The organism is Faecalicatena contorta (assembly GCF_003149105.1).
Taxonomy (GTDB): domain Bacteria; phylum Bacillota; class Clostridia; order Lachnospirales; family Lachnospiraceae; genus Muricomes; species Muricomes contortus_C.
Map to the genome: position 1 here is coordinate 159,789 of NZ_QGDS01000005.1, position 21,962 is coordinate 181,750.

The 21,962-nt window shown below is 44.1% G+C and carries 23 protein-coding genes; 10 read left to right on the plus strand and 13 right to left on the minus strand.

The genetic code is table 11. From position 1 onward, the window contains the following. Positions 1-199: 199 nt before the first annotated feature. From A8805_RS10445 to A8805_RS10485, 9 genes are all read right to left on the minus strand, one after another. A complete protein-coding gene (locus tag A8805_RS10445) occupies positions 200-490 on the minus strand; it encodes a putative quinol monooxygenase (protein ID WP_109710829.1) in 291 nt (96 codons plus the stop codon). Between the two features lie 31 nt (positions 491-521). Then, a complete protein-coding gene (locus tag A8805_RS10450) occupies positions 522-1,859 on the minus strand; it encodes an MATE family efflux transporter (protein ID WP_109710831.1) in 1,338 nt (445 codons plus the stop codon). Beyond that, complete coding sequence (locus tag A8805_RS10455; RefSeq protein ID WP_109710833.1) at positions 1,846-2,763, minus strand: M14 family metallopeptidase; 918 nt, start codon at positions 2,761-2,763, stop codon at positions 1,846-1,848. Before A8805_RS10455 ends, A8805_RS10450 begins: the two co-directional genes overlap by 14 nt. Continuing rightward, the gene (locus A8805_RS10460) at positions 2,744-3,553 is read right to left on the minus strand and encodes an ABC transporter ATP-binding protein (RefSeq protein ID WP_109710834.1); all 810 of its coding nucleotides are present in this window, start codon (positions 3,551-3,553) and stop codon (positions 2,744-2,746) included. Before A8805_RS10460 ends, A8805_RS10455 begins: the two co-directional genes overlap by 20 nt. Next, positions 3,550-4,380 carry an ABC transporter ATP-binding protein gene (locus A8805_RS10465; protein ID WP_109710836.1) on the minus strand — a complete coding sequence of 277 codons (831 nt, stop codon included), beginning with the start codon at positions 4,378-4,380 and terminating at the stop codon, positions 3,550-3,552. Before A8805_RS10465 ends, A8805_RS10460 begins: the two co-directional genes overlap by 4 nt. Then, positions 4,377-5,201, minus strand: a complete 825-nt coding sequence (gene opp1C / locus A8805_RS10470) for a nickel/cobalt ABC transporter permease (protein ID WP_109710838.1) — start codon at positions 5,199-5,201, stop codon at positions 4,377-4,379. Before opp1C ends, A8805_RS10465 begins: the two co-directional genes overlap by 4 nt. Beyond that, positions 5,201-6,142, minus strand: a complete 942-nt coding sequence (gene opp1B, locus A8805_RS10475) for a nickel/cobalt ABC transporter permease (RefSeq protein WP_109710840.1) — start codon at positions 6,140-6,142, stop codon at positions 5,201-5,203. The genes opp1C and opp1B overlap by 1 nt, the downstream gene beginning before the upstream one ends. 58 nt (positions 6,143-6,200) lie before the next feature. After that, a complete protein-coding gene (gene nikA, locus A8805_RS10480) occupies positions 6,201-7,802 on the minus strand; it encodes a nickel ABC transporter substrate-binding protein (protein ID WP_109710842.1) in 1,602 nt (533 codons plus the stop codon). A 96-nt stretch (positions 7,803-7,898) separates the two neighbouring features. Next, the gene (locus A8805_RS10485; RefSeq protein WP_109710844.1) at positions 7,899-8,801 is read right to left on the minus strand and encodes a LysR family transcriptional regulator; all 903 of its coding nucleotides are present in this window, start codon (positions 8,799-8,801) and stop codon (positions 7,899-7,901) included. A 229-nt stretch (positions 8,802-9,030) separates the two neighbouring features. Between A8805_RS10485 and A8805_RS10490 the strand changes: the two genes are divergently transcribed. From A8805_RS10490 to A8805_RS10515, 6 genes are all read left to right on the plus strand, one after another. Beyond that, positions 9,031-10,695, plus strand: coding sequence for a propanediol/glycerol family dehydratase large subunit (locus A8805_RS10490; RefSeq protein WP_109710846.1), 1,665 nt, complete (start codon positions 9,031-9,033; stop codon positions 10,693-10,695). Positions 10,696-10,712: 17 nt separating this feature from the next. Continuing rightward, positions 10,713-11,399 (plus strand): propanediol/glycerol family dehydratase medium subunit, encoded by a 687-nt coding sequence (locus A8805_RS10495; RefSeq protein ID WP_109710848.1) that lies wholly within the window; start codon positions 10,713-10,715, stop codon positions 11,397-11,399. Then, positions 11,400-11,792 carry a diol dehydratase small subunit gene (locus A8805_RS10500; RefSeq protein ID WP_109710850.1) on the plus strand — a complete coding sequence of 131 codons (393 nt, stop codon included), beginning with the start codon at positions 11,400-11,402 and terminating at the stop codon, positions 11,790-11,792. Then, on the plus strand, positions 11,789-13,606 hold the full coding sequence (locus A8805_RS10505; RefSeq protein WP_109710852.1) for a diol dehydratase reactivase subunit alpha: 1,818 nt from the start codon (positions 11,789-11,791) through the stop codon (positions 13,604-13,606). The genes A8805_RS10500 and A8805_RS10505 overlap by 4 nt, the downstream gene beginning before the upstream one ends. Next, positions 13,603-13,932 (plus strand): glycerol dehydratase reactivase beta/small subunit family protein, encoded by a 330-nt coding sequence (locus tag A8805_RS10510; protein WP_109710854.1) that lies wholly within the window; start codon positions 13,603-13,605, stop codon positions 13,930-13,932. The genes A8805_RS10505 and A8805_RS10510 overlap by 4 nt, the downstream gene beginning before the upstream one ends. Before the next feature lie 180 nt (positions 13,933-14,112). Next, positions 14,113-14,682 carry a cob(I)yrinic acid a,c-diamide adenosyltransferase gene (locus tag A8805_RS10515; RefSeq protein WP_109710856.1) on the plus strand — a complete coding sequence of 190 codons (570 nt, stop codon included), beginning with the start codon at positions 14,113-14,115 and terminating at the stop codon, positions 14,680-14,682. A gap of 22 nt (positions 14,683-14,704) precedes the next feature. Here A8805_RS10515 and A8805_RS10520 read toward each other — a convergent pair whose 3' ends face one another. From A8805_RS10520 to A8805_RS10535, 4 genes are read right to left on the minus strand one after another with little or no spacing between them, the layout of a single operon-like run. Then, positions 14,705-15,304, minus strand: coding sequence for a VanZ family protein (locus A8805_RS10520; RefSeq protein WP_109710859.1), 600 nt, complete (start codon positions 15,302-15,304; stop codon positions 14,705-14,707). Between the two features lie 9 nt (positions 15,305-15,313). Continuing rightward, positions 15,314-15,655 (minus strand): arsenate reductase family protein, encoded by a 342-nt coding sequence (locus A8805_RS10525; protein ID WP_109710861.1) that lies wholly within the window; start codon positions 15,653-15,655, stop codon positions 15,314-15,316. A gap of 18 nt (positions 15,656-15,673) precedes the next feature. After that, positions 15,674-15,895 (minus strand): YwbE family protein, encoded by a 222-nt coding sequence (locus A8805_RS10530; protein ID WP_109710863.1) that lies wholly within the window; start codon positions 15,893-15,895, stop codon positions 15,674-15,676. Positions 15,896-15,900: 5 nt separating this feature from the next. Beyond that, on the minus strand, positions 15,901-16,788 hold the full coding sequence (locus A8805_RS10535) for a hypothetical protein (RefSeq protein WP_109710865.1): 888 nt from the start codon (positions 16,786-16,788) through the stop codon (positions 15,901-15,903). Between the two features lie 199 nt (positions 16,789-16,987). On the opposite strand from A8805_RS10535, the gene A8805_RS10540 reads away from it, so the two are divergent. From A8805_RS10540 to A8805_RS10555, 4 genes are all read left to right on the plus strand, one after another. Beyond that, the gene (locus A8805_RS10540) at positions 16,988-17,674 is read left to right on the plus strand and encodes a response regulator transcription factor (RefSeq protein ID WP_109710867.1); all 687 of its coding nucleotides are present in this window, start codon (positions 16,988-16,990) and stop codon (positions 17,672-17,674) included. Next, complete coding sequence (locus A8805_RS10545; RefSeq protein ID WP_109710869.1) at positions 17,661-18,650, plus strand: sensor histidine kinase; 990 nt, start codon at positions 17,661-17,663, stop codon at positions 18,648-18,650. Before A8805_RS10540 ends, A8805_RS10545 begins: the two co-directional genes overlap by 14 nt. A gap of 82 nt (positions 18,651-18,732) precedes the next feature. Then, positions 18,733-19,416, plus strand: coding sequence for an ABC transporter ATP-binding protein (locus tag A8805_RS10550; protein WP_109710871.1), 684 nt, complete (start codon positions 18,733-18,735; stop codon positions 19,414-19,416). Next, complete coding sequence (locus A8805_RS10555; RefSeq protein WP_109710873.1) at positions 19,413-21,953, plus strand: ABC transporter permease; 2,541 nt, start codon at positions 19,413-19,415, stop codon at positions 21,951-21,953. The genes A8805_RS10550 and A8805_RS10555 overlap by 4 nt, the downstream gene beginning before the upstream one ends. Positions 21,954-21,962 lie beyond the last annotated feature (9 nt).

Genomic DNA, 21,962 nt, shown 5'->3' on the forward strand with positions numbered 1-21,962 from the left:
TTTTGACTGAATCATTTTATATAGTCATCATACTGCTTACGAAAGCGTTTGTCAATAACGTCCCACTTGAATATGAATAATAGCAGATACATGTTACTGTTCAGACCGTGCCGTGCACTCCGCTGCACGGCATCGGAGCCATCAAAGTATCGGCTTCAGGGCATTAAGTCATGCATCTGCTATCAGTTTCTTCCAAATCCTATAAATCCACTTCCGTATATAAGCAGCATATTCCCGGCTTAGAACAATGTTTTGCCATTTGCGGTACACAGGTTGTAAAATGGTCAGAAGCATTATGGCCTTCAATTGCCTTTTCGTCCTCCCATTCTTCAATAAAGGTCAGATGTGTTTCGTCTTTCAAATCCCTGTTTAAATTATAGGAAATACAGCCTTTTTCTTTTCTTGTCTCCGCAATCAGTGTTTTCGCCAGACTTAAAAACTCATTTACCTCATCCTTTTTTACAAAGTTATCTGCTACAATTTTTATCATGTTGCATTCCTCCTTTTTAGCATAGATGATATCATTCTTCTTTTATATTAAAGGAATCTTTCAGTTTCATCAACAGCTTTTTCAGCAAAATTGACGAGCATACTGCCCTTATAACCTGATCCAATACTAAAGAAATCCACGCCCCGTATACGCCCAGTTTCATTTGATAAATTAAAAAGGCGGTAAATATGGGCCTAATGACTGTAATGCTGATAAAAGAATAGAGAGCAACCTGCCCGGTTCTCCCGCTCCCCCGGAGCACTCCCGCACAAATCATGGCATGGGCCTCTGGAAAGCTGACAGCAGCAACAAATATCATGATAACACTTCCCATTTCTGCCACCGCTTTATCTCTGGTATAAAATCCCAGGATTGTATCTCTGAAAAAGAAGCAGACCAGAAAAGATACTATAGAAAAAATGACGCTCATTTTGTTTCCTGATTTTACATATCCTTCCCAGTCTTCCCGGCTTTTCTTTCCTCCGGACCGGCTGGCCAGGACCGTACTGGCTTTGCCCATTCCCTGGGTAAAATTGTAATAGATATCACATACATTCATGCAGATACTGTGCACAACAAAAGGAACAGTACCTAATCTTGCTGCCATACGGGAATATAAGACCATCCCCACCCGCTCACTGCCCTGCTCCAAAAAAATACCGCCAAAAACCGGGAGGAATTCTTTCAGATAGCTTCTTTCCGGCATCCACTTGCCTTTCTCCTGAAAAATCCCCCCTTTTCTTAAAACATATGCCGTATATAAAAATGTAACCGTTGTGCCAGTCAATGCAGCAATGCCTGCCCCCTTCACTCCCAAAGACGGAAAGGGACCTATCCCCAGGATTAAGATTCCATTCATAACAACATTCATAACATTACCTGTGATGTTTACTTTCATTACGATACCGGTTTTCCCAACCCCCATCAATGCCGCCTGCAATACCGTTGATATTGAACTTACAAACACCCCGCACAACGCAATCTTGCCATAGGTAACAGCACGGGATAAATACACAGCATCTGCCCCTGCCAGCCATAGAATTTTTTCGATGAAAAGAAAAAACAATACGTGAATCGCAGACAAAAAGAGAACAACCGTAAGAAAAGACTGCCTGAGTACGTCTTTTGCCTCCTGTATCTTCCCCATACCTGCCTTGCGGGCAGTTAAAACCATAATTGCCGTTGCCAGCGAGCGGGCAATACAAAAAAGTATCATTTTTATCTGTACAAAAATACTGACTGCTGCAATAGATTTTGTTCCAAGGGTTCCCACCATAATTAAATCTGCCGAACTGAGCAGAATCATAAATATGCCTTCCGCAGCAGAAGGCATAGCAATTTTTAAATATTCTTTATCATATTTTCCCATATGCAATTAAAGGGTCCCCTTTTCTTACTCCTAACGCATGGGTTAGATATAATGCCACTCCGTCAAATTCCGCTCTGTATTCCTTTATAATTTCCCCGGAGTCATCTGTCAGCCTGCCTAAAAGCTCATTCCTTTTCACTGCTTCCCCGGCTCCCTTCATACAGTACCAGAAGCCTTTTTCCGCTGCTTCTTCATAAGAGGTATGTGAAATTTCTACAGAACTCTTATGATTTTTCTCATACTTTTTTATGTTCAGAAAATCCATAATCTCACAGACATTTTGTTTGCATGCCTCAACCTGCGCAGCAGTCCACTTGCCGCCCCCGCCTCTTTCGATTAATAAGGACGGAATGTTACATTTTGCCGCATAGCTATAAAGCCCATTTTCTGCCCTGGACTGAATGCAATATTCTATAGAAAGCCTTTTTACCGCTTCTCTTGTTTTCTGTTCAATTTTTGCTCCTGCACCTGCCGGAAAAAATACCAGAGGGGTCATAGATTCATTCACATCACCGCCATGAAGGTCTATAAGAAAATCCGCCTTTTTATATAGATACTCTTCCAGCGCCTTTGCCATTTTCCATGTGATACTGCCTTTTTCATCTCCCGGAAAACACCGGTTCAAATTTTCCCCATCTTCCGGTACAATTTGCCTTGCACCTTCATAAAATCCACTCTCATTTATTAAGGGAATAAAAAGGACGCTTCCCGACAGTTCACTTGCCTTTATTTCAGTTGTTAACTCTCTGACTGCCTGAATTCCTACGTATTCACAGCCATGAACTCCTGCAGTAACCACCAAGGTTTTTCCTGGGGCATCCCCTTTTATCCAGATTCCCTTAATTCCTTCCGTACCCGGAACAGGAATCACAATGCCCCATTTTTCATACACACTCTGCAGCATGATTCTCCTCCTCCATAAAATCAATAATTGAATGCAGCAGTTTCAGAGCATATTCATCTGTCACCGCTCCAATGTTACTGGTTTTGGTCACTTCTGTGACTCTCCCGTTATTTAAAAATAGTACTCTGTCGCAAAAATAAGTAATTGAAGTCAGATCATGAGTAATAAAAATGTAGGTCAGATTTAATTGGTTTTTCAGCTCTATGAGCAGATCCATAATCTGTACCTGTGTATGTGCATCTAAAGAAGAAACTGCCTCATCCAGAAGAATGATTTCAGCATCGCAGGCCACTGCCCTGGCAATACATACCCTCTGCAGCTGCCCGCCGGAAAGCTCGTGGGGAAACCGGTTTGCATAAGTTTCATCCAGTCCCACTAACTTAAGAAGCCTTGCCACTTCTTCTTTTCTTTCTATCCTCTTCTTTGTTTTTCTCTCTCTTACCGTAATCCCTTCTCCAATAATGTCCTTGATATGAAATCTTGGATTTGATGATGTGGTATAATCCTGAAATACAACACTGATTTTATCCCTCAGTAACTTCCTGCCTTTTCTTGAGGAGTAAATACTCTCCCCCTCTATCAGCGCTTCCCCATTATCTGGTCTTAATAATCCACATAAAACCTTTCCCATGGTGCTCTTCCCGCTGCCGCTTTCTCCCAGAATTCCAAGGCACTCTCCTCTTTCAACTCTTACTGATATATCACGCAGAACCTTCTTTCTCTCTGTTCCAAATAATTTCTTTTGCAGCTCGTTTCGGAAGCTTACATTTATATGTTGCAATTCAATCATAGCATCCCTCTCCCTTTTCCCAGAACCCTCCTGTATTGTTCCATAACCGCACACTTCTTTTCTGCAAGCATTCTGGTATATGGATCTTTTGCGTGGCGGAGAATGTCATGAAAACTTCCTTCATCCACAATCCTTCCCTGATTCATGACCAGGATACGGTCCGCCACATAGGAGATCGCCCCTAAGTCATGGGTAATAAAAATCATGGACGTTTTCTTCTCCCTTTTGATTTCTCTGAACGCTTTCAGAACCTCATGCTGGGTAATCGCATCCAATGCCGTTGTGGGCTCATCTGCAACCAGAAGATCCGGTTCCATAGAAAGGGCAATTCCCACCATGATTCTTTGAATCATACCTCCCGAAAGCTGGTGGGGATACTTCTGCAGAACTTCCAAAGGCTCCCTGATCTGCATCTGTTCCAGCAGTTCAATGGATTTCTCCCGGATTTTTTCAGCATCCCAGTCTGTATGTGCCTGAAAAGTTTCGGCAATCTGGCTGGAAATCCTGCAGAGAGGGTCAAAAGAGGTCATAGGATTCTGCAGTACCATGGCTATTTTACTTCCCCTGATATTCCGCAGACTTTCCTTACTCTCTTTTAACAGGTCCTTCCCGTGAAACCAGGCTTCCCCAGTTACTTTGAAATTCGTGTCCAGCAGTCCCATAATACTTTTTACCGTCATGCTCTTACCGCTCCCGGACTCCCCCAGTATTCCAAGACACTCCCCTTCATTTACGCAGAAGCCGGAATCATAAACCAGTGTGTAAGATTTTCCCCTTTCCTGAACAGAAACCTGTAAATTTTTCACATTTAATATTACATTACTCATACTTGTGTCTCCTTAGGGTCCAGAACATCGCGGAGTGCATCCCCCAGCAAATTGAAGGCGGTTACAACGACTACAATGGCAATACCAGGTGCCAGCATCTGTACCGGGTTTGTGGTCAGGACATTCTTTGCCTCGTTAAGCATGGCACCCCATTCCGGTATAGGTGCCTGTACTCCCAGCCCCAAAAAGGACAGGGTGGATATATTAATGATGGCCCATCCAATGTCCAGACTTGATAATACCGCAAGGTCCGCCGCAATAGACGGAAGTAAATGCCGGAAAAGAATAAAATGTTCCGGCATACCCACACACCTGGAAAACAGGACAAAATTTCTGTCACGGTACTGGACCACTCCCGTCCGGATCATTCGTGCATACCATGCCCATTTAATAAATACATTTGCAAGAATCACATTACGGACATCAATTCCCAGAAGAGCTACAACAGCAAATACCATAATCTGGCTGGGAAAAGATAACATGACATCTACCACCCGCATAATCACTTCGTCCACAATGCCTCCGAAATGTCCCGCCAGCAGACCCATTAAAGCTCCCAGGCCAATGGTTCCAATCATAGTCAAAGCCGCCAGCCCCAGCGTAGGCCGGATACCAAATAACATTCTTGACAGCACGCACCTTCCTAAATGGTCTGTGCCAAGGGGGTATTCCAGGCTAAATGCCGCAAACTTATTGATAATATCATTTTCATATGGATCATTAGGTGCTATCCATGGCGCTAAAATCCCCAGAACAGCAGTTGAAATGATTAAGGCTGTAGTAATTACAGCCGTTTTATTATGTAAAAAACGTTTGAACATCAGGATGCCTCCTTTCGGAGCCTTGGGTCTGCAACTGTCTGAAGTATATCAAAAATCAGGTTAAATACAACAAACAGTACTCCAATCAATAATACATAAGTTTGAATTACGGGATAGTCCCTGTTAAAAATGGATGTGATACACAAGGTCCCAAGTCCCGGCCAGGCAAACACATTTTCCACTACAATCGTTCCGGCAATCAACTGTGGGATACTCATTCCGATTGCTACAAAACAGGTATGCAGCGAGTTTCGTAAAATATGTCCTATCAGTATTTTTTTCTGCGGAATGCCTCGTACATTCGCATACAGTACATAGTCCTGCTTCATATTTTCCAGCATGTTATTGCGTATCAAACGGATATAAGTAGAAATATATGTAAACGATACGGTAACCGCCGGGAGAATCAAATGGCTGAACGTTCCGCCTCCGCTGGTTGGGAGCAAATCTAATTTAATTGCCACCAGCCACATTAACAAAAGGCCAATCCAGTATGCAGGCATGGCCGTTGTCATAAACACCAGCATACGAATGATTTTGTCAAACCAGCTATTCCGATATACCGCACATAAAAATCCAATGGGAAGGCTAAGTAAAATAACCAGAACCAAAGAAGCCCCTGCAAGCTGAAGCGTCGCAGGCAGGCATCGTGCCAATTCCCCGGCAACTGTCCTGGATGGATTTGTATAGCTGATTCCAAAGTCTCCCCGCAGGCAATCTGCCACCCAGCTTACATAACGTATCATATAGGGTTTGTCCAGTCCAAGCTCCTCCCTCACTTCTGTAATGGCTTCATCCGTTATGACCGGCACCTGCCGGACTCTGAGTGCAACCTCTGCCGGATCTGACGGAATCAGGTTTATAAAAACAAAGCACACGAACGAAATACAGATTAACAATGGAATGGTCAGCAGTATTCTCTTCATAATATACTGTTTCATAAATCATTCTCTCCTCAAGCCAGAGGACGCTGCAAATTGCTGCGCCCTCCGGGGTTTTTTATTCAAAATACATATCGTAGAATGGAACCTCATATTGTGTCTGTGTGAAATGCATTCCTTCCAGATCTGAACGGTAGATTGCTTTGTTGCACTCATAAGTCAATGGTATGTACACCGCGTCCTCGTGCAGTCTTGTAAGCACGAATGTATATAATTCTTGTCTTTTTGCTTTATCGGTGGAAGTCAGGATTTCTGTAATTGCGGCATCTATTTCTGCCTTATCCCCCAGACCAAGCTGTGCTGCATAATCTCCGTATACAGGCTGTCTCATTGCTGCCAGAGAGGACTGCGGATCATATGGTGTTCCCCAGCAGATGTTAAATACCATATCAAAAGTTCCGGCTTTCATTTTATCTCTGTAGGATTGTTCTTCTTCTCCGCTGATATTCAAGGAAATTCCCAGCTTGTCATATTCAGACTGAAGGTATTCTGCAATTGTTTTTTCTGTTACACTGTCACTGTTATACAACAGAGATAACTCCATTTTTTTGCCGTCTTTTTCACGCACACCGCCGGTACCCTTTACCCAGCCTGCTTCACCCAGCATCTGTTCCGCCTGCTCTGCTGCGTAAGAATATGGCTGCAAATCAATGCCACAGTATGGAACTGTTTCTGCAAATAATGTATCTGCGGGCTTCTCCAGACCGTAGAAGATTCCTTCTGAAATAGCCTCTTTATTTGTTGCGTGCTGAATTGCCTGGCGTACTTCCTTATCTTTCAGGATTTCATTCGATGTATTTAAAACAATCTGGCGTGTGGATGTAGGATCTGAAAGAGCAACTTTAAACTCTTCACTGTCAATATATTTGTTTACTGCATCAGCATCTATCATATTTTTTCCGAAGATTAAATCTATCTCACCTTTTTCCAGTGCCATGATTCTGGTCTGATTGTCAGGAATAACCTTAACTGTAATCTTCTTAATCTCAGGTTTTTCTCCCCAGTAATTTTCATTTACTTCAAACACCGCATATTCGTCTGTCACAAAATCTGTCAGCACATAGGCACCTGTCCCGATGTATTCATTTACACCATCCTTCGTACTTCCGTCTTTCATAGCTTTTGGAGAAATCATTGCAAAAGGTCTTGTCACACCAAGCTCTGTAAGCATAGGATAATAAGGCTCTGACAGTTCAATCACAAAAGTTTTTTCATCCGGGGCTGACACTCCTTTTAGAAGATTCATCATTTCCAGCCATGTGTGCCTGTCCTTATTTTCAATAATAGCATCAAAATTTGCTTTTACCGCATAAGCATCGCATACCTCTCCGTCAGAAAAGGTAATTCCGTCTCTGATCTGGAATGTATACGTTTTTCCGTCTTCACTGATTTCCCAGCTTTCAGCAATACAGCCCTCGTATCCACTCTCTGTAATATTTACCAAAGTTTCATATAACATTTCCTGGGCATACATTTCACCGGCATACAGATGAGGGTTTAAGTCCCTGATATCCCGGTAATTGACAAATACTAACTCCTCATTACCAGAAGCCTCCGGCGAAGTCTCACTCTTTGACTCCTGCTCCTTATTTCCACAGCCTGTTATAACAGAAGCTGCAAGTATACCTGCCATTACTAACATAAAAAATTTTCTCTTCACAAAAACTTCCTCCTTTTTTCTCGGCTTATGTGAGTGTAACACAAGTTAGTGCTTTCTAACTAATATCGTTTTGGAAGTTCCTGATATAACAATTTGTTATAATATACTTTTTAATCTTTCGATAAACCACTTTGCCTGCAGACTTAATTCTCTATTTTCATCAGCCACATAACCAATGACAAGAAATGGTTCACAATTATTCACTGCAAGTGTTTTTATAGGATATTGCTCATATTTTTCATTCATAAAGTTAATGCCCAGGCTGCATATATCTGTATGCAGCAGTACATCAATAGTCATGTGGTCACTGTTAGAATAGATCACATGCCTTAATTTTTCCGTACTGATTACCCCCAGGCTCACCGATTCCAGGTGATGTTCCATGGAAAAGTAATCTCTCACGCCTCTGATAAATTTAAGCTCCGGAAGTTCTGAAAAGTCTATACTGTCCCTGTGGAATAGGGGGTTATTTTCCCCTACATAGACACAGACTTCCTTCGTATCTAATGTATAGAATCTTAAGTTTTTATGAGATAAGATATGCTGGAAAGCCGTCAGCTGTTTCTCAGCAATAAACACAATGCCAAGCTCCGAAATTCCCTTTTTTACATTGTCCGTAATCTCCTCTACTGTCCCCTGTAAATACTCAACAACGTACTCTTCCCCCATTTCCTTGTAAAAGTCCACTAAAAGTCTGGCAATCATGTTACTGGGGTACGTAGATAGCGACAATTTCCTGCCTGGGTTAACCGGAGCCATACTATTCATAATCTGCACATTTATTAGTATATTCTGTGCATATTCCCTCATTGTTTCACCAAAGGCCGTAAGCTGGATTCCTTTTCTCGTACGCACAAAAAGTTCCCGTCCCAGCTCTTTTTCCAGACTTGCCACTACCTTGCTGACATTGGGCTGAGATGTATATAAACATTCCGACGCTTTATTAAAACTGCCGCATTCACTGGCTACTACAAAATATTCCAATTGCTTTAACTCCATAATATAATCCTTTCCATTGGTTAGCTTTTACTAACTTACTATATAATTATTTTATAGCTGTGTCAAACTTCACCTTCATTACACACTATATGTTGTTTCATGTGGTTTTCAAATGTTGTATATGTGGTTTTTTGTATGTTTTATGCAATAATACATTGCTATTTCCCTGTGTTTGGTGTATAATAGAGGCACTGTAAATCGTGGGATACTATCCGTTAGGAGAAGAGAGATGAAAAAATCAAAACGTATTGAAACACTGGACAAGCGTCCTGTGAATATGGACGGTTACATCAACGAATGGCCTGAGATGGGATTTGTGGCAATGGCAAGCCCATACGACCCCAAACCCTCTATTAAGGTAGAAAATGGAAAAATCATAGAATTAGATGGTAAGAAAAGAGAAGAATTTGATTTTATTGACCAGTTTATTGCTGATTATGCAATCCATACCGGGCGGGCAGAAAAATCTATGACAATCCCTTCTCTGGATATTGCCAGGATGATTGTAGATATTCATGTGTCCAGAAAAGAAATTTTAGAAATCATAAGTGGTATCACTCCTGCCAAGATGGTGGAAGTTATGAACCATCTTAATGTAGTAGAGCTCATGATGGGAATGCAGAAAATGCGTGCACGCAGGATGCCGGGAAACCAGGCACACATTACAAATCTGAAGGATGATCCGGTACAGATAGCAGCAGATGCCGCAGAAGGCGCACTCCGTGGATTTGCGGAAGAAGAGACAACTATGGGTGTTGCCCGGTATGCGCCGCTAAGTGCTATAGCACTGTTAATCGGTTCTCAGGTTGGGCGCCCCGGCATACTGACACAGTGTTCTGCCGAAGAAGCTACAGAGCTGGAGCTTGGTATCAGAGGTCTGACTACATATGCGGAGACACTTTCCGTATATGGTACGGAAAAGGTATTTATCGATGGGGATGACACTCCTTATTCTAAAGCATTTTTGAACTCAGCATACGCTTCCAGAGGACTGAAGGTCCGCTTCACCTCCGGTTCCGGCTCAGAAGTCCTGATGGGGAACAGCGAAAAGAAGTCCATGCTTTATCTGGAATGCCGCTGTCTCTATGCAACAAAGGGTGCGGGAAGCCAGGGAATCCAAAATGGTTCCGTCAGCTGTATCGGAGTACCTGGTGCAGTACCGGGAGGTATCCGGGAAGTCATGAGTGAGAATCTTGTAGCGGCCCTTCTTGGTTTGGAATGTGCATCCTCTAATGACCAGAGCTTCTCCAACTCTGACATGAGAAGAACTGCAAGGACTATGCTTCAGTTCCTTCCGGGAACCGACTTTATTTTCTCCGGCTACGCCGGGGAACCAAACTATGATAATATGTTTGCAGGCTCCAATTTTGACGCTGAAGACTTTGACGATTACAATGTATTGCAGAGAGATATGCAGGTAGACGGAGGCTTACGTCCGGTTACAGAAGAAGAGGTCATCCATGTCCGGCAAAAAGCAGGGAAAGCTGTACAGGCAGTCTTCAGACAGCTTGGACTGTCGCCAGTTTCTGATGAGCAGGTCGAAGCAGTCACTTATGCACATGGAAGTAAAGATACTCTGCCTCGTGATGTTACAGCCGATTTGATGGCAGCGGAAGATGTCCTTAAGCGGGGCATCACAGGAGTTGACGTGGTGAAAGCCCTGGCTGAGTCAGGCTATCAGGACCTTGCAGAAAGTGTGCTGAGTATGCTCAAGCAGCGCGTTGCAGGTGATTACATGCAAACAGCAGCCATTTTGGACAGAGACTTTCACGTCCTGTCTGGCGTAAATACTCCCAATGACTATATGGGACCAGGAACCGGCTACCGTGTAGAAGGTGAGCGCTGGGAAGAAATCAAAAAGATTCCTCATATTATAAACCCACAGGATATATAAGGAAGAAAGGTGAGCATATGCAGATGAATGAAGATTTAATAAAACAGATTACAAATGCGGTCCTTGCTGAGATGAAACAGAAAGAGAAGGATACCGGAACAACAACTGTGCCGTCCGCCTCTGCAATACCATCTATGGCGGGACGTGAAAGAATTCATGAAGCAAAGACTTCCTACGCATCCTGGACTAAAGCCAAAAAGGGTACTGACCCGAAAGAGGTTGTCATAGGTGTGGGCGCCGCATTTCAGAAAGAAATCCAGAAAACCATCTGCGGCATTCCCCTGGATGATGTTCTGGAAAATGTAAAGGCAGGAATTGAAGAAGAGGGCATGGTTCCCAGAGTTGTCAAAATCCTGGATACTTCTGATGTCTGCTTTATGGCACTGGAAGCCGCTAAACTTTCCGGCTCCGGCATCGGCATCGGGATTCAGTCCAAAGGGACGACTGTTATCCACCAGAAGGATTTATACCCGCTCTCTAACCTGGAGCTGTTTCCCCAGGCACCTTTGATGGACCTGGAAACTTACCGTAAGATTGGCCAGAATGCTGCAAAATATGTAAAGGGCGAGCAGGTCGTACCGATTCCGTCCACCAATGACCCTATGTCCCGTCCAAAATACCAGGTAAAAGCTGCACTGATGCATATTGCGGAGACGGAACAGCTTGACCCAGAAATAGGAATTATTGAATGGGAGGGAAGATAAATGCAATACCCATTAGGCGAACATGAAAAAGAAAAAATTACATCCAGAACCGGTAAAAAACTAACCGATATTACACTGGATGAAGTGATGAAAAACCGCGTTTCTGCCGATGATATTAAGATATCTAAAGAAATGCTCAGAGCACAGGGACAGGTAGCCAGAGATGCAGGCAATGACCCTATGGAGAAAAATTTTGAGCGTGCGGCAGAACTGGTAGATGTACCCGATGATGTAATTTTAAAAATGTATGATAAACTGCGCCCCAACCGCTCTACTAAACTGGAGTTGGTGATGATGGCCCAGGAGCTTTTAGAAAAATATAACGCGAAAAACTGTGCAAGGCTTGTAATGGAAGCCGCCGAAGTGTATGAGAAAAGAGGGATTCTGCTTTGAGTTATATTGCCGGAATAGATATCGGAAATTCTACAACAGAAGTATGTGTCGGGGAAGCCGCCGCTGACGGCAGCATTCATTTCCTGACCAGTGCTTCATGCCCGACTACCGGTACGAAGGGAACTGTCTCCAACACCCATGGAGTCAAAGCCGCCTTAAAACAGGCCATGAGTAAGATCGGCAGGGACGTGGAAGACATTTCCCTGATCCGCCTGAATGAAGCGGCACCGGTCATTGGTGATACTGCCATGGAAACACTGACCGAGACAATCATCACGGACTCTTCTATGATTGGCCACAATCCTTCTACCCCTGCAGGAGCAGGCCAGGCAGTTGGAGAAATTCTGCTGATTGAAAATATATCCCGGGGAGTTCCGGGAACACCCTATATTGTTGCGGCACCTGCTTCCTATTCCTATGAAGAAATTGCCGCCATCCTGAATCAATCCGGGGATTCCCTGAATATTACCGGAGTCATTCTGCAGGCCGACGAAGCTGTTCTTGTAAAAAACCGCCTTCATAAAAAAGTTCCCATTATAGATGAAGTGGCACGGATTGACAAGCTTCCCGGCGGAGTTCCTGCGGCAATTGAAGTTGCACTTCCCGGGCAGACGATACGCATGTTGTCAAATCCTTACGGAATAGCAACTCTTCTTGATTTGAATGCAGAAGAGACGCGCACCGTCACTCCCATTGCCAAAAGTCTGATTGGAAAACGCAGCGCTGTTGTTTTGAAAACTCCCGGCGGCAATGTCCGTGAAAATGTACTCCCCGCAGGAGAGATTTATCTTGATGCAGAGCATAGCGCTTCCATCAACCTGGATGAAGGGGCGGAAAAAATCATGCAGGTTGTGTCCGATGCAGGTAGCATCCGCGATATCACCGGACAGCCGGAAACGAATGTGGGAAATATGTTTGCCCGCATTAAAAAAGGTATGAGCGAATTAGACGGCACTGCCAATGCAGATGTCCATATTACAGATATTCTGGCAGTTGATACATTGGCACCTGTTTTAATCTCCGGGGCACTGGCAGGTGAAACCTGTCTGGAGAAAGCAGTCGGTATTGCGGCTATGGTAAAAACACAGAAGCTGCCTATGCGCCAGATTGCCGAAAAATTAAAGCTGGAGCTGGACACAGATGTGAAGGTTGCAGGTGTGGAGGCTGTTATGGCAAGCCTGGGTGCCCTTACCACTCCGGGTACAAAACTTCCCCTTGCCATTCTGGATATGGGCGGAGGTTCTACGGATGCGGCTGTAATATCAGAAGAAGGAAAGGTTGTCATTACTCACCAGGCAGGGGCCGGAGAGCTGGTTTCCATGCTCATTGAGACAGAGCTGGGACTGGGGGACAGACACATAGCGGAACAGATAAAAAAATATCCCCTGGCAAAGGTAGAGAGCCTTTTTCATGTGCGTATGGAAAACGGGCAGATGACTTTTGTAGACGAGTCCATTGATCCAAGATTTTACGGGCGGGTTGTCCTTCTGTCAGAGGAAGGCTTTATTCGTATAGAAAAGGATATCCCAATGGAGAAGATTGCCCAGGTACGCCGGGACGCAAAGCGAAAAGTATTTGTAACAAATGCATTTCGTGCCCTTCAAAAGGTAGCACCGGACCATGATTTGAAAAACATATCCAACGTTGTGCTGGTGGGCGGTTCAGCCGAAGACTTCGAGATACCGGAAATGCTGATGGAGGAATTCTCCGGCTACCGCATTGTATGCGGCAGGGGCAACATCCGCGGCCAGGAAGGCCCCCGGAATGCCGTAGCAACCGGTCTTGTGCTTTCATATGTGGGGGAAAGACAATGATAATTAAAAAACCTTCTATTTTTATATATGCAAATGAACCCGATGCCGCTGTCGTGAAGGAAATCTGCGCCGGGATAGAAGAAGAAGGCGTATTTTTCGAGTTGAAAGAAATGGATAACACCAATCTGAAGGAACTGGCCTGGAATGCGGCAAACGATTCTATGCTTGGCTCCGGAATCGGTATAAGGGGCACTTATATTGCTCTGCAGATGCGCGGCATTGAAAAGAACCGTCCTGTGGAAAGCTATCAAACCCCTGATAAAGAACAGTGCCGGAAACTGGGTGCGAACAGCGCACGTGCTATTAAAAAGCTGCCTTTTAAATGATTTTTGTAACAGTTCAGCCATGCAAATTTGCAGGGATATATGCCAGGAGAAAGCTTGCTTGCGCATGACATATATCCCTGGAAATTTATTTGGCGCTCTGTCAAAGCGAGATGAAGCGGCGCGTAATCGAGCTCATGGCTTGAACTGTTACTGATTTTACTACAAAGTGGGAGGAATGCAATGAAAATTTATACCAAAAGCGGAGATGGAGGTAAAACCTCTCTCATGAACGGAATCAGAGTCTCCAAGTATGATGACAGAATTGAACTGCTGGGGACCATAGACGAGCTGAGCAGCCACATCGGACTTGCAAAAGTAATCGCTGAGCAGTCTCTTCATGACCGCCTTTCACAGATTCAAAAAGAATTGATGCAGATAATGGCCCAAATAGCCGACCCCCGAAATTCCCAATACCGCCTCTCTGAGGATAAGATTCAGGAACTTGAGGCGGAAATCGATTGGATGGAAAATGCATTTCCCCGCGCCAAAGAATTTATTTTATACGGAGGCTGCGAGCAGTCTGCACGTCTGGATGTGGCACGGGCTGTTGCAAGAAGAGCGGAACGGAGATTTCACAAAGTAGCCCAAAACTACGGGGCAGATAACAAAGCATTGCAATATATGAACCGTCTGGCGGATTACTTGTATGTGGCAGCACGATATGCTGACTACAGAACTTCATCCGAATCAGAGGAAGAAATACGGCAGGAAGTTATTAAAAACGTAATGCAGACAATTAAGAAACCTTAATTGTCTGCATTGCCTTAAACTTTTAATATTCCTCCCAGCGGCTGTGTGCCCGGCTCTGCACTCTTCTTTGACGTGCCCTCTGCCTTTCACGCTGCCGCTTTCTTTCCCACCGGCGCCTGCTGCGCTCCATCATCCTTGCAGGTGCAAGAACTGTCCAGCAGCAAATACGTACTGCAGTAATTCCCAAAAACACACCGATGCTGTCAATACCAACATCCCTGATGGAGGGACCTCTTCCATCCACAAAAGACTGGAAATACTCATCCCCGCAGGCAACACCTACGCATATCAGCCCGGCAACCACCACAAGGCCAAAGCCCCGGAGTCCATATACATAAAACGGAAGGGACACTGTAACAGCCAGAATAAAATATTCCGTCATATGCGCTGCCTTTCTCACCGGATACTCTATCCTATACGCAACCTCATCAATCTCCCATTCCTCCAGATTCTTCTGCAATACCTCATTCCCGATTTTCACAATCTTATGGCTTACAATGTAGCTTAAATTACCCGAGTCCACACCGGATTGGGAGGAAAAACTAAAAATCACGTACACCATAATAATTGCCGGAAGAAACGACAGAGGCTTTAATATAAATAAAATAAACTTTTTAAACATCTCGAATTCCTAATCCCATCCCTTCCATACGTCAGGCTGATATCCAACGGTTGCTTTCTTGCCATTCCGCACAATCGGTGTCAATAACACCTGCTGATTCTCTAATACCTTTTCATCTTTATCATCCTCAGAAATGTATTGGATTAATGCCAATGCATCCTTATCCTTACATTTTGGATTCAACATTTTATCCAATCCGCCAACAGACTGCTTCACGCTGGTATATTCGCCTTTGCTAAGACCTTTCTCTTTCAAATCTATAAATTGATATTTCACACCGCGCTCTTTGAAATATCTCTGAGCTTTCTTGGTGTCAAAACACTTTGTCGTACCGAATATCTGTATATTCATCTTAATCCCTAACCTTTCCTAGTTCTTATTACCGCCCCCAGCAGGTGCATCGCATATTTTCTGCACTCTTCCTACAATTCCGCCTTCCAGCATAACCTTGATCCCTCTTGGATGATTCTGAGAATTCGTAAGAATACGCATCACAATGCCTTCCGTTAATTTTCCGGTTCTTTGGTCTTGCTTTTGCACGACCAGGACTCTACTGCCTATTTTAATATTACTTCTTATCATCCCATTCATATGAACTAAATCTCCTTTTTCTTTATTGAGCCTTGACTAGAATTAAATAAATAGTTAATCCACTCTGATGGCTTGCTTTTACCTTCAAATGCTTTATACCCTTTATGGCTATATATGTAATCAATCTTCCAACTATTTTCTGCACAGGATTTTTTCCGCAAAAGTTCCTTTAATTCCTGTGCACCTTTGTTCTCCCAAAGATTTTGCCTGCCTGCAATGCAAACCAGGTCAGTAACCGAAAGCATATAAGCTTGGGGAAACATAATATCTGTTATGTGAGTACTTATTGGAGCTTGATTTCTTAATCTCTGATACATATTGTGGCGAAGCATATAGTGTGTACCATCTTTGATTAAGGATTCCACTTTTTCATCAGAATGATCAACAAACTCAGCATAAGTAATCAATGCTCTAACAGCTTTTCCAATACCGATATAGCAAGGTGTAGCATTCATACAACCTCCATGTTTACAAATTCCAATATATTTCCATGTAGTTGATTGGTTACGGTCAAATACTTGATATTGTTTTATCCAATTCAAAGCATTTTGAGCTTCCCGGGAGGTTGCTTTGCCTAGCCGGGTATATGCTTCTAACAGCATTGCATTGTAGCAGGGTACGATATAATCAATTTTCCCTGTATAAGAAAAACCCTCCGGTACAGATAAATGATTGGAGATATAAGAAATGACTTCTTCCGTATATGGTAATCTTTCTGCATAAGGAATTTCAGATAAGCAAATAAGCCGGAAAAGATTGAAAAGAGCACTTTCTTCATAATCCTTTGTCAGCTTTTGAACTATTTTAGATTGCTTTAGCAGAGTATCAATTTCTTCGTCTGAAACCGCTTCTTTATTGTCAAATTTCATTCTTAATGATAATGCAGTGTCCATACAGCCCCCTCGCTTTAAATTAGATACTGATATTATACCTTTATTTAAAATCACTTACAATCCATAGCTTGTATATTTCCGTCAAAAGAAATACAATACAGCTATGGAGGTGTTTATACGTGGATTATATAACAACAAAGGAAGCAGCACTGGCTGACGGACGATATAGGAGCAGTAAGGCAAAGGATGGTGAAAACAAATGAAACGAATATTGTTGGTTGAGGACGATAAGGCAATCGCCCGAAACCTTGTGCTTTTGCTTCAATCGGAAGGATTTACAGTTACCCATGCCCCCACACAGAGTGACGCTCTTGCCATGCTTGCCAGGAATAAATTTGACCTGGCGTTGGTTGATATTTCCCTGCCTGACGGAAATGGCTTTACGGTTTGTACAGAAATCAAAGAAACGCAAGATATTCCCGTTATCTTTCTGACGGCTTCCGGCGATGAATCAAGTGTTGTTACCGGACTGAACATAGGTGCGGACGACTATATCACTAAGCCCTTTCGTCCGCGTGAATTGATTGCGCGCATTGGAACCGCCCTGCGAAAAGGGAGGCGTTCCGAGACGGATTTTCAAATCCTCGGGCTTCATGTTGATACGTCAAGCGGCATTGTGAAAAAAAACGGCAGCGAGATTTTTCTTTCAGCCTTAGAATACCGCTTGCTTCTGGTATTTATTAGTAACCCAAAAAGTATTATCACGAGGATCAGGCTGCTTGACGAATTGTGGGACGCGGCGGGTGAGTTTGTCAATGATAATACACTGACTGTATACATCAAACGCCTGCGGGAAAAAATAGAAGCTGATCCGGCAAGCCCGCAAATCATTCTGACCGTTCGTGGGATGGGGTATAGATTGGGGGATGAGTATGCTTCGGAATAGAGAGTTTCGGCAATTTGCTATATTATTTTCTTTACTGGGTGCCGCCACTGTAATACTGGGATTTGCAATCAATGAGGTGGCAGGAATCCTTGCCATTGCTTCTGTGGCTGCATTTGGCACAGCATTTTTCGTGTTTACCAAAAACCGATACAAAAGTATTGCGCGGATTTCACATGAAATCGACCTTGTGCTTCATAATACTGACCATCTATATATTGGTGAATCGAATGAGGGCGAGCTTTCTATTCTGCACAGTGAGATAACAAAAATGCTGCTGCGTATCCGTGAACAAAACGATATGCTGAAAAAAGAAAAAGAGCATCTTGCCGATTCGCTGGCCGATATAGCCCACCAACTTCGAACCCCACTGACATCTGCAAACCTCATTTTGACATTGTTAGAGAATAACCCTGATGAAAATGAGCGGAAGGCATTTGTACGGGAAACAGAGGAATTGCTTGTACGGATGGATTGGCTTCTTACTTCCCTGCTAAAATTATCCCGGCTGGACGCGGGCATTGTGGTGTTCCAAAACGGGCAGATAGATGTAAACACCTTAATATGCGCCGCGCTTCGACCGCTCTTAATCCCAATGGAACTGCATGATATTAGTGTGCAGATAGACGTGCCGAACGGGATAATCATTCAAGGTGATTCTGGCTGGCTTTCAGAAGCAATTCAAAACATCCTCAAGAACTGCATGGAAAGCACAGGCAATAACGGAAAGATTGAAATTGTCTGCACGAAAAACCCCCTGTTTACTGAGATTGTCATTCACGACAGCGGCGCAGGTTTTGAAAAAGAGGATTTACCCCGCCTGTTTGACCGGTTTTATCGTGGAAAAAACACAAACGCTGCAGGATACGGGATTGGATTGGCTCTCTGCAAGATGATTATAACACGGCAGGGCGGGACGATTACCACAAAAAACCACCCCCAGGGCGGTGCGGTATTTGCCATTCGTTTCCCAAAGTGACGAATCTCTCACTTAAAAGTCACCGAGATGTAAGGTTAAAGTTCTATTATATGAGTAAAGCATAAGAAAGGAGACTCACATAATGGAGTTTTTAAAAATCGAAAATTTGTGCAAGGTTTACGGCAAGGGTGAAAATCAGGTTACCGCGCTTGACCATGTTTCGCTTACTATCGAAAAGGGCGAGTTTACCGCAATCATCGGTTCCTCCGGCTCGGGCAAATCCACATTGCTTCACATCATCGGCGGCGTAGATATTCCCACAAGTGGAAAGGTGTATTTGGAGGGGCAGGATGTATATGGCCAGAGCAATGAAAAACTCGCCATCTTCCGCAGGCGGCAGGTTGGACTGATTTACCAGTTTCACAACCTAATTCCCACTCTGAATGTGGTAGAAAACATCACCTTGCCTATCCTGATGGACAAACGCAAGGTCAACGAGGAGAGGCTGGATGACCTCCTTGAAATGATTGGATTAAAAGACCGCAAAACACATTTGCCCAATCAACTTTCAGGCGGTCAGCAACAGCGTGTTTCCATAGGGCGCGCTTTGATGAATGCCCCGGCGGTCATGCTTGCCGACGAACCCACGGGCAGCTTGGACAGCCGAAATGGGCATGAAATTATCAAACTGCTGAAAGAAAGCAATCAAAAATATGGGCAGACCCTGATTCTCGTCACCCATGACGAAAATATCGCTTTGCAGGCAGACCGCATTATCGGCATATCAGACGGCAAAGTAGCAAGAGACGAGAGGGTGCGGCCATGAATGTTTTTAATAAAGTTACTTTGCAAAGCTTGAAGAAAAGCCGTACCCGAACAATTGTTACAATAATCGGAGTGGTTCTGTCCGCCGCTATGATTACGGCAGTTGCTGCCTTTGCCGTATCCCTGCAAAGCTATATGATAAACGGTGCCGCTGCCAAATATGGTGATTGGCATATTGAAATCCCGGACGCAGATTCCTCTATTGTGATGGAACAGGCAGAGGACAGCCGGGTGGCAAATACCGTAGCGCTGCAGAACATAGGCTATGCCACACTGGAAGGCGGGCAAAATCCCGACAAGCCATATCTTTTTATTACCGGATGGAACAAGAAAGCCTTGAATACGCTGCCCATCAAGCTCCTTTCCGGCAGACTGCCGGAGAACAGCAGCGAGGTTATGATACCGGCTCATATTGCGGCAAACGGCGGTGTGAAAATTTTGGCGGGTGACACACTCACCCTCTCGGTGGGCAGCCGCATGAGCGGTGATCAGAAGCTCAGCCAGCACGATTTATATTCTGCCGGGAATGAAACGCTTGTAACCGCGACAGAGAAAACATATACGGTTGTCGGTATCTGCCAACGGCCTGGAATGGAGGAGTTTGCTGCACCCGGATACACTTTAATCACAACAGAGGATATAGCCGCACCGGACAGTCTTACAGTATTTATTACGCTGAAGGACCCATATCAGGTTCATTCTTATGCAGACAGTATATCCGATAATCACAGTTACGTTTTGAACGATGATGTACTGCGTTTTATGGGACTTTCAGGGGAAAAGATGCTTACAGTTCTTCTGTACTCGATTGGCAGCATTTTGATTTCCCTGGTTATGCTCGGCTCAGTGTTTCTGATTTACAATTCATTCAACATCTCATTGAATGAACGTACACATCAGTTCGGAATTCTAATGTCGGTAGGTGCCACCGAAAAACAACTGCGCAATTCTGTTTTGTTTGAAGGCCTTTGCATCGGTACAATCGGAATTCCGATTGGCATTTTAGTCGGAATACCCAGCATCAAGCTTGTGCTTTCTCTTGTAGCAAAGAATTTCGCAAATGTTATGTATGACAATGTACCATTGACTTTGGTGGTGTCCATCCCTGCTCTTGTTGCTGCTGCAGCTATCAGTATGTTCACTATTCTGATTTCAGCCTATATTCCGGCAAAGAAGGCCGCCAGTACGCCTGTGATGGAGTGTATCCGCCAGACAAACGAGGTAAAGGTGGAAGCGAAAGCGATAAGAATCTCAAAGCTCGCAAAACGCTTTTACGGTTTAGAGGAAACCCTTGCGTTAAAAAATTTTAAGAGAAACAGGGGGCGTTACCACAGCATTATCCTGTCTCTTACGTTAAGCGTCGTGTTATTTGTGTCGGCAAGCTCTTTCAGAACCTATCTGAATCAGATTGCTGAAAATTCATCTGTAGTAGCTGAAGAATATGACATCTGTTTCTATACGCGAGACATGGAGGAAAGCAGTCTGTTACAGCTTTATGATGAGCTGAAAACCGCCGGCGGTGTTACCGAAAGCACTTATCAGGCACTTTCGACCTATTCCTGCGTGCTCAATACAAATGATTTGCCAAGCCATTTCTTTGATGAGTACGGCGAGCCCATTAATTATGATGGGACAAGTGAAACGGTGGAAGTGCAGTTGGATATTCAGTTTGTTGAGGACAGTGTCTATCAGAACCTGCTGGAAGGCCTCGGCCTGTCCCCAGAAGAATACACCGGTCAGGACAAAAAAATGATTATGGCAGGAATACTGCCCGGACGTTGGTATACGCAGGAACAGCCTATGGAATTTACGCTCCACTCCAAGACCGGAGATCAAACGAAAACAATCCATGCAGCTTTTGTAAAAGACTACCCCGATCTGCTGCCCATGGAGCCGGGTGAGTGGCCCGGATACTCTCTTATGGTGATAGCCCCTTACGAGGTAAAACCGCAATTTGATGCACTAGGTGCAACTGTAAAACCTACTAAGCTGGGCATGACCTTCAAGTCAGAACATCCCGGTCAGTCAACAACTGAGATGCAGACGATGATTGACAGCGCCAGCATTACCGCCGACTATAATCTGTACAATGTCTATGAGATACTTGAGCAAAACCGTAATATTACATTCATTGTTAAGCTGTTTTCGGTTGTTTTTATCACAATGATTTCGCTGATCGCGGTTGCGAACGTCTTCAACACCATTTCCACCAATATCAAGCTGCGGAGACGGGAATTTGCCATGCTCCGTTCTGTGGGGATGTCCGACCGGGACTTTAATAAGATGATGCGTTTTGAATGCGCTCTTTATGGAGCGCGGACGATGCTTTGGGGACTGCCTCTCTCAGGAATTTTTTCCTGTCTGATTTATAAGGGCATGATTATCGGCGGCGGGAATATTGGATTTGTATTCCCGTGGGGCAGTATGGCAATCAGCGTGTTTGGTGTACTCTTTCTTGTATTTATTACAATGCTGTATGCCGTTAGCAAGATAAAAAAAGAAAATATTATTGATGCGCTTCGGGACGACATGACTTAATTCAAAGCC

Coding starts and splice junctions, on each gene's coding strand:
- A8805_RS10445 (WP_109710829.1), bottom strand. CDS start 490: ATGATAAAAATTGTAGCAGATAACTTTGTAAAAAAGGATGAGGTAAAT.
- A8805_RS10450 (WP_109710831.1), bottom strand. CDS start 1,859: ATGGGAAAATATGATAAAGAATATTTAAAAATTGCTATGCCTTCTGCT.
- A8805_RS10455 (WP_109710833.1), bottom strand. CDS start 2,763: ATGCTGCAGAGTGTGTATGAAAAATGGGGCATTGTGATTCCTGTTCCG.
- A8805_RS10460 (WP_109710834.1), bottom strand. CDS start 3,553: ATGATTGAATTGCAACATATAAATGTAAGCTTCCGAAACGAGCTGCAA.
- A8805_RS10465 (WP_109710836.1), bottom strand. CDS start 4,380: ATGAGTAATGTAATATTAAATGTGAAAAATTTACAGGTTTCTGTTCAG.
- opp1C (WP_109710838.1), bottom strand. CDS start 5,201: ATGTTCAAACGTTTTTTACATAATAAAACGGCTGTAATTACTACAGCC.
- opp1B (WP_109710840.1), bottom strand. CDS start 6,142: ATGAAACAGTATATTATGAAGAGAATACTGCTGACCATTCCATTGTTA.
- A8805_RS10485 (WP_109710844.1), bottom strand. CDS start 8,801: ATGGAGTTAAAGCAATTGGAATATTTTGTAGTAGCCAGTGAATGCGGC.
- A8805_RS10490 (WP_109710846.1), top strand. CDS start 9,031: ATGAAAAAATCAAAACGTATTGAAACACTGGACAAGCGTCCTGTGAAT.
- A8805_RS10495 (WP_109710848.1), top strand. CDS start 10,713: ATGCAGATGAATGAAGATTTAATAAAACAGATTACAAATGCGGTCCTT.
- A8805_RS10500 (WP_109710850.1), top strand. CDS start 11,400: ATGCAATACCCATTAGGCGAACATGAAAAAGAAAAAATTACATCCAGA.
- A8805_RS10510 (WP_109710854.1), top strand. CDS start 13,603: ATGATAATTAAAAAACCTTCTATTTTTATATATGCAAATGAACCCGAT.
- A8805_RS10515 (WP_109710856.1), top strand. CDS start 14,113: ATGAAAATTTATACCAAAAGCGGAGATGGAGGTAAAACCTCTCTCATG.
- A8805_RS10520 (WP_109710859.1), bottom strand. CDS start 15,304: ATGTTTAAAAAGTTTATTTTATTTATATTAAAGCCTCTGTCGTTTCTT.
- A8805_RS10525 (WP_109710861.1), bottom strand. CDS start 15,655: ATGAATATACAGATATTCGGTACGACAAAGTGTTTTGACACCAAGAAA.
- A8805_RS10530 (WP_109710863.1), bottom strand. CDS start 15,895: ATGAATGGGATGATAAGAAGTAATATTAAAATAGGCAGTAGAGTCCTG.
- A8805_RS10535 (WP_109710865.1), bottom strand. CDS start 16,788: ATGGACACTGCATTATCATTAAGAATGAAATTTGACAATAAAGAAGCG.
- A8805_RS10540 (WP_109710867.1), top strand. CDS start 16,988: ATGAAACGAATATTGTTGGTTGAGGACGATAAGGCAATCGCCCGAAAC.
- A8805_RS10545 (WP_109710869.1), top strand. CDS start 17,661: ATGCTTCGGAATAGAGAGTTTCGGCAATTTGCTATATTATTTTCTTTA.
- A8805_RS10550 (WP_109710871.1), top strand. CDS start 18,733: ATGGAGTTTTTAAAAATCGAAAATTTGTGCAAGGTTTACGGCAAGGGT.
- A8805_RS10555 (WP_109710873.1), top strand. CDS start 19,413: ATGAATGTTTTTAATAAAGTTACTTTGCAAAGCTTGAAGAAAAGCCGT.